The organism is Bacillus sp. Y3, from assembly GCF_008123875.1.
GTDB classification, from domain to species: Bacteria; Bacillota; Bacilli; order Bacillales; family Bacillaceae; genus Bacillus; species Bacillus altitudinis.
In genome coordinates this window covers 456,234-470,256 of the sequence record NZ_VSSC01000001.1, presented here as the reverse complement: position 1 = coordinate 470,256, position 14,023 = coordinate 456,234, and the positions used below count along the sequence as shown (strand labels likewise).

Sequence of the window (14,023 nt, the reverse complement as noted above, 5' to 3'; positions counted from 1 at the left end):
AAGAGCGAAAAACACGATCGAAGATAATAGGATTACGGATAAACATTACTGCTTGAAGCAGTCGAATAAGGAATGAAGAAAGGAGTTTATGTTTGCAATGAAGAAAGTTATTACTTACGGTACATTTGATTTATTACACTGGGGGCACATTAAGCTGCTAGAGCGTGCAAAGCAGCTTGGAGATTACTTAGTGGTAGCCATCTCGACAGATGAATTTAATTTACAAAAATCCAAAAAGGCTTATCATAGCTACGAGCATCGAAAGCTGATTTTAGAAACCATTCGTTATGTAGACGAAGTCATTCCAGAAAACAGCTGGGATCAAAAAGTCCGCGATGTACAAGAGCATGACATTGATGTCTTTGTCATGGGAGATGACTGGGAAGGTAAATTCGATTTCTTGAAAGAGCATTGCGAAGTCGTTTACTTGAAGAGAACAGAAGGTATCTCGACAACACAAATTAAGGAAGAAATTGCGGGACTTTAATAGATCGAAAAAAAGTACTTCTTATCTTTTGGTGAGAAGTGCTTTTTCATGTAAAATACAATGAGCAAGTTATCATGATTTTTAAGGAGAGCTTCCTTTGTTTCAAAATTGGATGAAGAAAAAAGTTGAAGATACATTGGATCAACCTGAACAAAATGAAACGATGACTTTAGTTGAAATTCCTGACATGGACTACTACTTTATTGTAGGTGACGTACCAAACGAGGAAGACGGCTTAACGAAGTCTTTAAAAGCAAGAATAGAGCCATTGGCTGAGAAACATAAACGTACTGCGATGTTAACTTTGAATTTCGATGTAAATGTGAAGGAACGTATTCGCCGCTTGGAGGAGACCTTTCATCCTCAAATTGACATCCTGAATGTATTTGAACATTACATTATGCCAGAGAGCGGAAGTAAAAGGTATTATTCGGAGTTTATTGCGGGTGAAGTACCTCAATCAATCAATGAAGCAGTTATCCCGGCAGATACATCGACCATTCAGGTGACGAGATATGAACTGCCTTCTTCCCCAATCTGTATAATTGATCAATATAATGAAGAGCAGCAATTAGTGAAGAGAGAAGAATACAATTGGCAGGGAGCTTTACGCAGAGTTCAAAGTTTTGTTCCTCATACAGGTGCTCTCTATTTAGAAGAATTGATCAAGGATGATGGCAGCATTTTTATGGAGATCATCTATGCTGGTGATACAAAAAAGAATCCAGTCCGTCACATTAATTGGTATAAAAAAACAGGAATTCAAACATTTACAAAGAAGACGGATATAAAACAACAATGGCTATCCAGCATTCAATTACAAAATGACCGGTTAAAACTGATGGTCACAGAGGACCGGGACCAGGACCGCCACTTGTTTAAAATAGATCAACCGGAATCAACTTATTATGCTGCCTTTGTGCATGAAGCCCATTATGAGGAAAATCCGCACCATATCTATTCTCAATATGGAGAATTATTTAAACAAATAAGAAAACAACAAGTCGATGCCGTCTTCTTTGGCGATACTAAGCATAAAGAAGATGTTGAGAAGGTTTTAGGAGAACAAACTTATTTCTACCATGTGCCTTCTGATGAAATGTCAGCTTGGAAAACAGTACTTCATCAGATGCTGGAAAACCGTATACGTAAAGATGAGCTGAGAAAGATCTTGGATCGCACGAAATGGGTGCTGCATGATCTTAGCTCTGAACACCATGTTCTTCATCTTCAGCTTAAGATGACAGACGAAATGAGCCAAGCGGATCATGTGGAAATTGATTTTGCAGGATATGATCGAGTGAATGGAGCTGAAATCATTTCTCAAACAATTGATGAGAATGATCAAGTCAGTTTCCCAATTGGTCATTTTCAAACAAAGAAAAACATCGAAACCAACCAAACAAAATTTGTGGATTTTTACATCCGCTTTAAAACAGAAGAACTTCAAGAAGTTTTGCAACGTCTAGAAGTAGAGGGAGAGCTCCTTACCAATAAACCATCTTCAATTGATGGTTGGTCGTATCAAACGAAACAGGGGAACTATTCTTGGAAAGTAAAATAATGATACAAATAACGGTAAGATTTTTGAACAGAGGAGATTAACGATTAATGATTGAAGAGGGAATCCATAAGAAGAGTGTCGTTGAAGGTTTAAAAAATCATCATGAAAAATTGGAAATGCTCGTTCGCATCTACGATGACATGCCATTAGCAGATAGAGAGTTTTATCTGTTTATGAGGGAAAGGGTCTCAAAACAAGAACTATTCCTCCCGCTTGTTCATCAAGAAGAGAATCTATTCAAATTGGTACTGAGTGAAGCATCGCTTCCGCTTGCGTTAGAGCAAGGCCAGACATACAACTTATATGTCACGGACTATCTGAGCGCCAACAAAGAAGAGGACGAAGACGAGCTTGAAGACTCATCCTATGATTCTGATTCGGAAGAAGAGGATGAAGACGCAAAAGAAGCGGATACCAGCGCAACTTCCGAAATAGAAGAAAAAACACCATATTATAAACGTCGTTTGAAAATGGAAATTGAAACGCCAGAGCTGACATTTTTAGAAAATAAAGAAGTGCTGTTGTATGTTATTCCATATCGTACAGACAAAGGCAATGCTTCATTGAAAATCAAACGGGAGCTCAAAGTTGTGAAATTCCATCACATCGAGCTCAACAAAGAATGCACGCTATCCTTATCTGGGTATGCCGGCGTTCTAAGTGCAGAGCATCCTTATCAGATCAAAGAAGTGAAGCTTCTATTGAAGAAAAATGGTGAGGAACCAGTTGAGCATCGTTTTCCTGTCAAGATGACACATAAAAAAGATGAAGTCATTCAATATCGTGATGACCATCAAACACCACAACTGTATCAATTTTCAGCAGAAGTTCCTTTAGAGGAGTTAACTTATTCTTTAAATAAACGCCTTATATACCGCTTTTATCTAGAATTTATTTGCGACGTCAACGGAGTGGAGGAAACATTAACAACTGCTTCTTTGGTACTTGGAGATCGTTCAAACAAACTCAAAGGGCTTGTTCAAATTCATAAAAGAGACGACGTACCAATTCGTTATGAAGTGTACAGAAAGAAAAAAAGACAAACTCTTGGTATTCGAATTAATGATTACACCATGAAGACACGTGCTAAGTACTACGTGAAAAGCAAGTGGAAGAAATTCAAAAAGCAATTTGGGAAAATCAAAAAAATTCGAAATCGTCTTGTAACAAGAACCTTTAAAACAACCTTTAAGTTGGCGAGTAAGCTGTCCGTCAAAAAGAAAACTGTTGTGTTTGAAAGCTTTAATGGAAAACAATTTAGTTGTAATCCGCGTGCTATTTATGAATATATGAAAGAAAATCACCCTGAATATAAACTGATCTGGAGTGTTAAAAAAGGGCATGAAGCACCATTTAAAGAAAAGGGCATCTACTATATCAATCGTCTATCATTGAAATGGATTTTTGCAATGGCAAGAGCTGAGTATTGGGTCGTAAACAGCCGTTTGCCGCTATGGGTTCCAAAACCAGAACACACCACATACCTACAAACATGGCATGGCACGCCGTTAAAACGACTGGCGATGGACATGGACGAAGTGCATATGCCTGGAACAAACACGAAGAAGTACAAAAAGAATTTTACGAAAGAAGCATCGAATTGGGATTATCTGATTTCTCCTAATGCATACTCGACCGAAATCTTTACCCGTGCGTTCCAATTCCAAAAGACCATGATTGAGTCAGGATATCCGAGAAATGATTTCCTTCACAATCAAAACAATGAAGAAACAATGAGAGCGCTCAAACAAAAAATGAACTTGCCACTTGATAAAAAATTGATTTTATATGCACCGACATGGAGAGACGATCAATTTTATAAAAAAGGGCAGTACAAATTTGATTTAGACCTTGATCTGCATGAGCTACGAGCATCTATCGGAGAAGAATATATCATCATCCTTCGTATGCACTATTTAGTAGCGGAAAACTTTGATCTCGGACCATATGAAGGCTTTGCCTATGACTTCTCTCATTACGAAGACATTCGAGACCTTTATATGATTTCTGACCTACTCATTACAGATTACTCTTCCGTGTTCTTTGATTATGCAAACCTTAAACGTCCGATGCTGTTCTATGTACCAGACATCGAAACATATCGTGACAAACTGAGAGGCTTCTATTTTGACTTTGAACAAGAAGCACCAGGACCACTTGTAAAAGAAACATCACGCGTGATTGAATGGGTAAGAGAAACAGAACAACCGACATTTACATTACCACCTTCATTTACGCCGTTTTATGAAAAATTCTGCTACCTAGAGAGCGGAGAGTCATCGAAGCGTGTGGTGGAAGTCTTTATCAAGAAAGAGCAATAACATGAAAAGCTGTCGAGATTATAGGATCATTCCTATAGCTCGACAGCTTTTTTAATTTTCTTCATTTGTTAATTTTTGGTATAATGCTTCGCGATAGCTTTTATGTTGGTAGAAGAAATCATTCATTCTTTCTTTGTGAGTATCTTCCATTTGGAAATCGTTTTTCACTATGTTAGAGATTTCTTTAATAACTGAAGAGCTATTTGTAACAAGCTTACCGAAGCTGTCTTTTAGATCCATATCTAATTTGTTATATAAGTGGTTTCCACAAATAAACTCTGCATAATCGGGTATAAAGAACAAAACGGCTCTATTCAAAAATGCAAAATCAAATACAAATGATGAGAAGTCAGTAATGAATAATTTATAATCACTGAGATTTATATCTTTGGTAACAAAATTAATTCTTGGATGATCTGCTTTGAATTCATTTATAACAGAATTAAAAATAGGATGTAACTTTAATTCAAAATATAAATCCTCTTTTTCGAGTAAATCAGTAAATTCTTTTGAAGAAATCAAATGGTTTATTTCGTTATAATAAGAAGAATTTTTAAAAGCTTCTTCTTTTATAGCCCACTCTCCACCTTTAGAGGAATTAACTAGTGAGACTCTCCAAGAAGGTGCAAAAATAATTTTATTGCTGGTAGGTGTATGACTTTTGACAAAATCAAAGCGTGCCATTCCAGTTTCAATTATGTTTTCTGGTCTGTAGTTGTAATTCTCAATTAAATTCTGTTTTTCGAAATTACTGGAGACTACAAATTTATCTATTTTATTCTTTTCACTAGAGTATATCCAAGGCGTGTGCGCATGTAGGATCCCATGCTGTAAGTAAATTAACTCAAAGTCTAAACGGTCATTAATAAATTTCAATCTTTTTTCAGAAAATGCACTATATTCTTGAACAGTCCTAAATGAAGTCAAAATCTTAGTAGCATTTAGAAATAGATATTTATGCTGTCGAGACCTGAATTTAATCACATGTTTCCTTTCTTCATGATTAAACATGTTTTCTAGATCAATGCTATCACCATCGTAAATATAGTATCTTTTTACACCGTCTTTTTTGTGAAAATCATGTTTAAATTGATAATATCCATTATCTATAATGTTCTTTCTATCATTATATAGCCAAATGTCTTTTCTTTTTTTGTTTATTAGCTTTCTAGCCAAAAATAGCTTTTTGTCATGCTTTCTGACTATTTTATCAAATTCTTTTGTATATGAATCTGCCTCACCTTTAGTAGCTTTTTCGACAATGATTTTTTGTTGTTTAGGCAAAAATTTTAAACCATAGCCATTTTTGAATGCCTTATGTTTCATAAAGCTCTGAAATACAACATCATTGATAAAATAGAAAGAAACGGGATAATCGTAGTTTTTATAATTGATATTGAACTTCAAATGTAATGTTTGCTCATCAAGTTCCTTTTTCCAACTAAATCTATAAAAGTTATTTGTTTTCATTCTTGTTTTGTAATAGCTATGATTAGACAAAGAGAGTCTAGGTGCAAAAGATTGTCCGTTAACATCAATCTGTAAATTTAAATCTAAGAACTCATTAAGTGGACTTTTAATAAAACCAGCTACTAATAATTGATTACCTTTAATAGTAAATTGGGTCATGACTATTTCAATTCGTTGCTGTTTAAACAGCAGTTCATTATTGCGATAAATATAGATACCTTGTGAATCGTATTTTATCGTAGGTTTAGGTTGTTTCAAACTTAGTAAAGATGCTTTATGATATATATCAATAAAATCGTGATTTAAAATGATTTTATCCTCAAGTTTTTCTATGATATTAAACATGCGTTTTTTCCAACTTGAAAATTCATCTTGATCGAGATGAAATGGTATTAAAGATTTTGACTTAAATCTCCAATTCAATTCGTATAAAATCATACTTTGGACATAGGGATGAACATTATTATGATAAGAGTATGAATCCATCATTTTTTCAAAGTACAAGAGAAGCATATTGTATGAGTGTACGGGACTTCTATACTTCATAACTGTTGAAGATTGGTGAGTTCGGTATATATATTTTCCGTTTGAACAAATTCCAATTCTTCCTGTTCTCATGATGTAGGCTGTATTAAAAGTTGCATCTTCAGCATACGCGAGATCTGTGTCAAAATAAATACGTTCATTAGCGGGTAAATTCTTCACACAAACGTTGATTGTTGTTTGATTTATATTTGGATAAACAGATACATCATAAACGCCGGTTGTTGAATAGTTCTTGGTCCTAGGATGATCTTTTACTTTTCCGTTGACTAAAGAATAGAGAGGGTATGCAACAATGGAAACTTCACCTTCAACTTGATTAAAGTAGTTAAATAATTCATGAATTGTATTACGTCCAATTAAATCGTCTGAATCTAAGAAAAGAATATATTTGCCTGTTGCTTGTTTTAATCCAAAGTTTCTAGCTGCTGAAACGCCAAGATTTTCTTGTGAATAAATTTCCATGTTCTTGTATTGTTTAACATATTCGCTGCAAATTTCAAAGCTGCCGTCAGTTGAACCATCATCCACAAAAATGACCTGTATTTTTGTGAAATCATGTGTCTGTTTCATAATTGATTTAATGGTATCTTCTACATAAACCTCTGAATTAAACAAAGGAATAATAATAGTCATATCGTAGTTAAAGTTCATTTTCTTCCTCACTTTTGAATTAATAAATGGACAAATCAATTTAATTGAATTTTGAGTAGATATTATCTTAAAAGTGATGAATATCCTATAAATAGATTACAACAAATTAGAATAAAAGAACAGATCATTAGTATTGTAGGATTTAAATCAGGGAACTTTATTACTTATACATTTAGGAAAAAACGTTTCAAGGGTTTGTTAATCAGTGAAATCTTCATCAACTTCTGTTACAATTATGAGCGGTGCTTTTAAAAAAAGTAATTCCAAAAACTTATATCTAAGGAAGATTAGAATGAACGCAATGTTGACGATATTAAAGGAGCAAATCAGCTCATTTCCGCTGATTATGCGACTTGCTGTTTATGAAACAAAATCAAAATATCAGATGAATTATTTAGGTGTTTTATGGCAGTTTTTAAATCCATTGATTCAAATGCTGGCTTACTGGTTTGTTTTTGGTTTAGGCATTCGCGGAGGACAGCCAATTATCATTGGAGGCATGGAGATTCCATTTATCATCTGGATGCTTGCTGGATTAATACCGTGGTTCTTCATTAGTCCGACGATCCTTGATGGATCAAACAGTGTGTTTAAACGCATTAATATGGTATCAAAAATGAATTTTCCGATTAGTGCGCTGCCGTCTGTGGTCATCATGTCCAATTTGTTCAGCTATTTTGTCATGATGGGTGTCTATCTGATTGTGCTGATTTCTTATGGCATATATCCTGACGCGCATTGGCTACAATATATTTACTACCTTATATGTATGATCGCGTTTATGTTTTCGTTTAGTTTGTTTAATTCAACAATTAGTGTACTCGTAAGGGACTATCAATTTCTTTTACAATCAGTGACACGTTTACTTTTCTTTTTGCTGCCGATTTTTTGGAATATCTCAGAAAAGCTCACTGGAGACAAAGCATGGATAGGGGATATTTTAAGATTAAATCCTCTTTTCTACATTATTGATGGTTTCAGAAATAGCTTGTTAAAGGGAGAATGGTTCTTCCATGATGTGAAATATACACTTTATTTCTGGTTGATTACGCTTCTTCTTTTAACAGTCGGTTCATTGCTTCATATGAAATTTAGGGATAAATTTGTCGATTTTCTTTAAAAAGTAAGGAGATTATACGATGAAACTAAAGGTTTCGTTTCGAAACGTATCCAAGCAATACGTCCTATATAAAAAACAGTCGGATAAGATTAAAGGGCTGTTTTTACCTAATAAAAATGAAAAAGGTTTCTTTGCCGTTCGTGATGTGTCTTTTGATGTCTATGAAGGAGAGACGATTGGTTTTGTAGGGATCAACGGGTCTGGGAAATCCACGATGTCGAACCTTCTAGCGAAAATCATTCCACCGACAAGCGGTGAGATTGATATGGACGGTCAGCCATCGTTAATTGCCATTGCTGCAGGGCTGAACAATCAGTTAAGCGGTAAAGACAACATTCGTTTAAAATGCTTAATGATGGGTCTGACAAATAAGGAAATTGACGATCTTTATGAAAAAATCGTAGAGTTTGCGGATATTGGAGACTTTATAGATCAGCCTGTAAAGAGCTATTCAAGCGGAATGAAATCCCGTCTAGGTTTCGCCATTTCAGCGCATATCGATCCAGATATCTTGATTATTGATGAAGCGTTGTCCGTTGGTGACCAAACCTTCTATCAAAAATGCGTGGATCGTATCACAGAATTCAAAGAACAAGGGAAGACAATCTTTTTTGTCAGTCATTCCATTAGTCAAATTCAAAAAATCTGTGATCGGGTTGCTTGGATGCATTATGGTGAACTTCGTATGTTTGATGATACGAAAAAGGTTGTGAAAGAGTATAAGGAGTTTGTTGATTGGTTTAACAAGCTCTCCAAGAAAGAGAAACAAAAATATCAATCAGAACAGAAGGAAGGTCGAAAAGGCCAACAAACGACAGAGAAGGTCACCAGGTATAATGACACTGGAAAACGACGTTCCTTTTTCGGACCGGCATTTCAAGTCACCATAATAGCTGTTTTAACCATCTTACTTGCCCTTTCAATGTTTTCGGATCGCCCGCTTCGTACACTTGCGACATTTGGTGCAATTCCTTCAGGTAAAACAGAGGCGCCCCAGTCAACGAACCATGAGACGAAAGGTGCCCCTGATGATATGAAAAAGATTGACCAACAGGCCATAGTTAAGGCAGATCCAATGACGGTTTATACAGACAGGGCCATGAAAAAAAAGGCAGACGTCACATTATCGTTTGGACAAGAAGTAGAGGCTGTGGCTAAAAATAAAAAAGCCATTCAAATCAAAACAGCATCAGAGACGTATTATGTGAAACCTGATGCGTTACAAAACGCAGATGAATTGAAGCCGTTATCCATAGGACCAGCACAGTTCAATTCCTACGTATCGCCCGCATCTGCGGGTTCGTATGAGTACTTACTTTCTTTCCTTGGAAAAGAAGAGTCTGTGCTGAAGCAAAGAATGCAGACACTTAGCTCGGTCAAAAGTGAACAAGGCGATACCATTGAGCGGCTGACCACTGAGAAAACCGATTATGTGATTGAAAATGGCCAGGCAAATACGATGGTGTTCCACGAGATCATGCCCATCTCTCCTTCAACACTTGGGCTGACAGAACAGAATGTCTGGATGAATGAAAAACAAACGAAATTCGCAGTAAAAGGCGAAAATCATCTATTTGTTATCGATAATGAACAGCATACGCTGACTGTTTCAGCGAGCAAATAAAAAGCTGCCGATGCCGGCAGCTTTTTTTAATTCACTTCTTCTTTTTCAAGTAGCTGTTTCATAAATGGAATGAGTTTTTTCTTGAGCTCTTCATCTTGAAGGGCAAACTCTAGCGTCGTTTCAATGAAACCTTGCTTCTCTCCGACATCATATCGTTTTCCTTCAAAATCATAGGCGAATACACGCTGGATGTCATTGAGCTTTTGGATGGCATCTGTCAGTTGAATTTCTCCGCCTGCACCAATTTCTTGTTGATCAAGGTACATAAAGATCTCTGGCGTGAAAATGTAGCGCCCTAAAATGGCTAAATTAGATGGTGCGGTTCCTTGCGGCGGCTTTTCAACAAAGTTTTTCACTTGGTAGCGGCGTCCTTCTTGGGTAAGAGGATCAATGATCCCGTAGCGATGCGTATCGCTGTCTGCTACCTGCTGAACGCCGATCACTGATGATAAGGTTTTTTCATATTCATCCATCAGCTGGCGAAGTCCAGGTGTTTCGGCTTGGACAATATCATCACCTAATAAAACAGCAAAAGGTTCATCACCGATAAAGTTGCGCGCGCACCAAACGGCATGTCCGAGTCCTTTAGGTTCCTTTTGGCGAATATAATGAATATCAGCAATATTAGAGGATTTTCTCACTTTTTCTAAAAGCTCACTCTTTCCTTTTTCCTCTAGATTGCGCTCAAGCTCTGGCGCAAAATCAAAATGATCCTCAATGGCTCTTTTCCCTTTTCCAGTGACAATAATAATGTCTTCAATTCCTGACTCAACAGCTTCTTCAATAATATATTGAATGGTTGGTTTATCAACGATTGGTAGCATTTCTTTAGGCATAGCCTTTGTGGCAGGGAGGAAACGTGTCCCGAGACCTGCAGCTGGTATAATGGCTTTACGTACTTTTTTCAATGAACTTTGCACCTTCCTTACATATAGAAAAAATGATGTGATCTTCATTTTTCATCTTTCATAAAGTGTAACTTACAAATGATAGAAATGACAAATGATTTACGAGAAAGATTTAAAACCAATTGTAAAGAACTTCTGTAAATATTCATGTTGAAAAGAGTAAAGGTGATGTAAAGATTAAGAATAGAATGATTAGGATTCGTTCTTATTCTTTTGTATAATGAACAACATACAATAATTGAGAAGAAAAGAGGCATCGACTATTGAGAACATTACATGTAATGACTGTATTCGGGACGAGGCCTGAAGCGATTAAAATGGCACCCCTTGTCCTTGAGCTAAAAAAACATCCACAAATTAAATCTTCAGTTACTGTGACGGCTCAACATCGACAAATGCTTGATCAAGTGCTGAAAGCTTTTGATATTAAGCCCGATCACGATTTGAATATTATGAAAGAACGCCAGACATTATCTGAAATCACATCGAATGCACTGTTGAAATTAGATCAATTATTCAAAGAGGAAAAACCTGATATTGTGCTTGTTCATGGAGACACAACGACAACTTTTGCAGGAAGTTTGGCTGCGTTTTATCACCAAATTTCAGTAGGTCATGTTGAAGCGGGTTTAAGAACACATAATAAATACTCACCGTTTCCAGAAGAATTGAACCGTCAAATGACAGGAAATATAGCCGATATTCATTTTGCGCCGACACATGAGGCAAAGCAGAATCTTTTAGTTGAAAATAAAAAAGAAGAGACCATCTTTGTAACAGGAAATACAGCAATTGATGCATTGCAAACAACGGTTACAGAGCAGTATCAACACCCTATTTTAGAGAAAATAGGCACAGATAAAATGATCTTGTTAACGGCTCATCGCAGAGAAAATCTTGGTCAGCCGATGAAGAACATGTTTAGAGCGATTCGCCGTGTTGTAGAAGAATTTAAAGATGTTCAAGTCGTATACCCTGTCCATTTAAATCCTGCTGTTCGTGATGCGGCACAGACGGAATTCAGTGATCTTGATCGTGTGCACTTAATTGAGCCGCTTGAAGTGGTTGATTTTCATAACTTTGCTGCTGCGTCGCACTTTATTTTAACGGATTCAGGCGGTGTGCAGGAGGAAGCTCCCTCTTTAGGAAAGCCAGTATTAGTGCTGCGTGATACAACAGAACGTCCTGAAGGCGTGAAAGCTGGTACGCTTAAGCTTGCAGGAACCGATGAAGAAACCATTTATCAGATGGCAAAAGAGCTGTTAAAAGACCGGGAAGAGTACGATAACATGTCGAAGGCTTCTAACCCTTATGGTGATGGACAAGCGTCGAAACGAATTGTTGAAATGCTTCTTTATCACTATGGATTAACGGATGTCAAGCCGCAGTCATTTTGAAAATGACCATTCATATGTTAGAAAAATTTGTCGATACATGTTACAAATTCTAAATCAATAATTAAAAAAATATAAAAATGTGGTATTATAATGGCATATATTAAGATATGAATGGTTTTTTTGTAATATATTTTACAATCTATTCGTGTTGAAATATTGCCATTTTTTATTTGATATGATTGAGAGGGGTATTAAGTATGATTTATGCAGAAATATTAGCTGGTGGGAAAGGTTCTAGAATGGGTAATGTTAATATGCCAAAACAGTTCTTACCGTTAAATAATCGCCCTATCATTATTCACACTGTTGAAAAATTTCTATTAAATGATCGTTTTGAGAAGATTATCATTGTAACTCCTAAAGAATGGATCAACCATACGAAGAATATACTAGAAAAATACATACATGCTGATGATAGATTAGTAGTAATTGAGGGCGGAACAGATCGGAACGAATCGATCATGAGTGGAGTTCGTTTTATTGAAAAAGAATATGGGCTAAATGATGATGATGTCATTGTTACACATGATTCAGTAAGACCTTTTTTAACTCATAGAATTATTGAAGAAAATATTAATGCCGTTTTAGAACATGATGCTGTCGATACTGTTATCCCTGCTATAGATACAATTGTGACATCAGAAGATGGAGCAAATATTACTGATATTCCTGTACGTGACAACATGTATCAAGGCCAAACACCTCAAAGTTTTAAGATCTCTCTCTTAAAAAGACTTTATGGCGAACTAACAGAAGAACAGAAAAAGGTGTTGTCAGATGCGTGTAAAATTTGTATTTTAGCAGGACAAAAAGTGAATTTAGTCCGAGGCGAGGTATTTAATATAAAAGTAACGACACCATACGATCTAAAAGTTGCGAATGCTATTTTACAGGAGAACATAAAAAATGATTAATCAAACATATCGATTGGTTTCTGCTAGACAATTTGAAGTGACTTATAAGGATAAGGAATTTACTTCTGGTCAAGTCGTTGTTAGACCAACCCACTTGTCAATATGTGCGGCTGATCAGCGTTACTTTACAGGTACTAGAGGTAAGGAAGCAATGGATAAAAAGCTTCCAATGGCGCTTATCCATGAGGGTGTTGGAAAAGTAATGTATGACCCTACAGGAGCTTTTAAAGTCGGAACACATGTGGTGATGGTTCCAAATATTCCAAATGAAGAAAATGAATTTATTGCGGAGAACTACCTGCGCTCAAGCTATTTCAGGTCAAGTGGATATGATGGGTTCATGCAAGATTATATGTTCATGAATCCGGATCGCCTTGTTGCCCTTCCAGAGCAAATGAACCTTCATGTAGCCGCTTTTATTGAATTAATTACAATTGCTGTTCATGCAATGAGTAGGTTTGAAAGAGTGGCTCACCAAAAACGAGATACATTTGGTGTTTGGGGGGATGGGAATCTCGGATTTATCACCTCCTTAATACTCAAAAAACGTTATCCTTCTTGTAAAGTATACGTTTTTGGAAAGAACCAATATAAATTAGAACATTTCTCTTTTGTCGATGAAGTTTATCAAATTAATGATATACCAAAAGACCTTCGAGTCGATCATGCATTTGAATGTGTCGGTGGACGTGGCAGTGAAAGTGCAATAGAACAAATCATTGATTATACTCAGCCAGAGGCATCTGTGGCTTTATTAGGTGTGTCAGAATACCCTGTGAAGGTAGCAACAAGAATGATTCTCGAAAAAGGGATTATTTTCATTGGAAGCAGTAGAAGTGGCAGCAAAGACTTTGTTAATACTGTTAATCTACTAAATGAATTTCCTGAGATTGTAGATTATTTGGAGACATTAATTGGAGCAGTCCATACTGTGAGAAGTATAGAGGATATTGGAAAGGCATTTGAAGAAGATTTGACTTCTTCATGGGGGAAAACTATCATGAAATGGGAAATCTAACAC

At 36.2% G+C, this 14,023-nt stretch carries 10 protein-coding genes; 8 read left to right on the top strand and 2 right to left on the bottom strand.

The window, feature by feature from the left end:
* The first annotated feature begins 97 nt into the window (after positions 1 to 97).
* The 3 genes from tagD (at position 98) to FXF70_RS02380 (ending at position 4,372) form a co-directional block, all read left to right on the top strand.
* Positions 98 to 487 (top strand): glycerol-3-phosphate cytidylyltransferase, encoded by a 390-nt coding sequence (tagD, locus tag FXF70_RS02390; protein ID WP_008343212.1) that lies wholly within the window; start codon positions 98 to 100, stop codon positions 485 to 487.
* 97 nt (positions 488 to 584) lie between these two features.
* Positions 585 to 2,051: an alpha-glucosyltransferase N-terminal domain-containing protein gene (locus FXF70_RS02385; RefSeq protein WP_148779783.1), complete on the top strand. Its 1,467-nt coding sequence runs from the start codon at positions 585 to 587 to the stop codon at positions 2,049 to 2,051.
* A 47-nt stretch (positions 2,052 to 2,098) separates the two neighbouring features.
* Positions 2,099 to 4,372 carry a CDP-glycerol glycerophosphotransferase family protein gene (locus FXF70_RS02380; RefSeq protein WP_148779782.1) on the top strand — a complete coding sequence of 758 codons (2,274 nt, stop codon included), beginning with the start codon at positions 2,099 to 2,101 and terminating at the stop codon, positions 4,370 to 4,372.
* A 51-nt stretch (positions 4,373 to 4,423) separates the two neighbouring features.
* On the opposite strand, the gene FXF70_RS02375 is transcribed toward FXF70_RS02380, so the two are convergent.
* A complete protein-coding gene (locus FXF70_RS02375) occupies positions 4,424 to 7,039 on the bottom strand; it encodes a bifunctional glycosyltransferase/CDP-glycerol:glycerophosphate glycerophosphotransferase (RefSeq protein ID WP_148779781.1) in 2,616 nt (871 codons plus the stop codon).
* A 292-nt stretch (positions 7,040 to 7,331) separates the two neighbouring features.
* Between FXF70_RS02375 and FXF70_RS02370 the strand changes: the two genes are divergently transcribed.
* Both FXF70_RS02370 and tagH read left to right on the top strand, forming a co-directional pair.
* Entirely contained in the window at positions 7,332 to 8,159 is an 828-nt protein-coding gene (locus FXF70_RS02370) for an ABC transporter permease (RefSeq protein WP_116306315.1), read from the top strand.
* 19 nt (positions 8,160 to 8,178) lie between these two features.
* On the top strand, positions 8,179 to 9,783 hold the full coding sequence (gene tagH / locus FXF70_RS02365; RefSeq protein ID WP_148779780.1) for a teichoic acids export ABC transporter ATP-binding subunit TagH: 1,605 nt from the start codon (positions 8,179 to 8,181) through the stop codon (positions 9,781 to 9,783).
* A 26-nt stretch (positions 9,784 to 9,809) separates the two neighbouring features.
* Here tagH and galU read toward each other — a convergent pair whose 3' ends face one another.
* Entirely contained in the window at positions 9,810 to 10,691 is an 882-nt protein-coding gene (galU, locus tag FXF70_RS02360) for a UTP--glucose-1-phosphate uridylyltransferase GalU (protein ID WP_008343198.1), read from the bottom strand.
* A gap of 263 nt (positions 10,692 to 10,954) precedes the next feature.
* Here galU and wecB point away from each other — a divergent pair, with 263 nt between their 5' ends.
* From wecB to FXF70_RS02345, 3 genes are all read left to right on the top strand, one after another.
* Positions 10,955 to 12,088: a non-hydrolyzing UDP-N-acetylglucosamine 2-epimerase gene (wecB, locus tag FXF70_RS02355; RefSeq protein ID WP_148779779.1), complete on the top strand. Its 1,134-nt coding sequence runs from the start codon at positions 10,955 to 10,957 to the stop codon at positions 12,086 to 12,088.
* Positions 12,089 to 12,285: 197 nt separating this feature from the next.
* A complete protein-coding gene (locus FXF70_RS02350; RefSeq protein ID WP_135009623.1) occupies positions 12,286 to 13,002 on the top strand; it encodes an IspD/TarI family cytidylyltransferase in 717 nt (238 codons plus the stop codon).
* The gene (locus tag FXF70_RS02345; RefSeq protein WP_148779778.1) at positions 12,995 to 14,020 is read left to right on the top strand and encodes a ribitol-5-phosphate dehydrogenase; all 1,026 of its coding nucleotides are present in this window, start codon (positions 12,995 to 12,997) and stop codon (positions 14,018 to 14,020) included. The genes FXF70_RS02350 and FXF70_RS02345 overlap by 8 nt, the downstream gene beginning before the upstream one ends.
* The last annotated feature ends 3 nt before the right edge of the window (positions 14,021 to 14,023 follow it).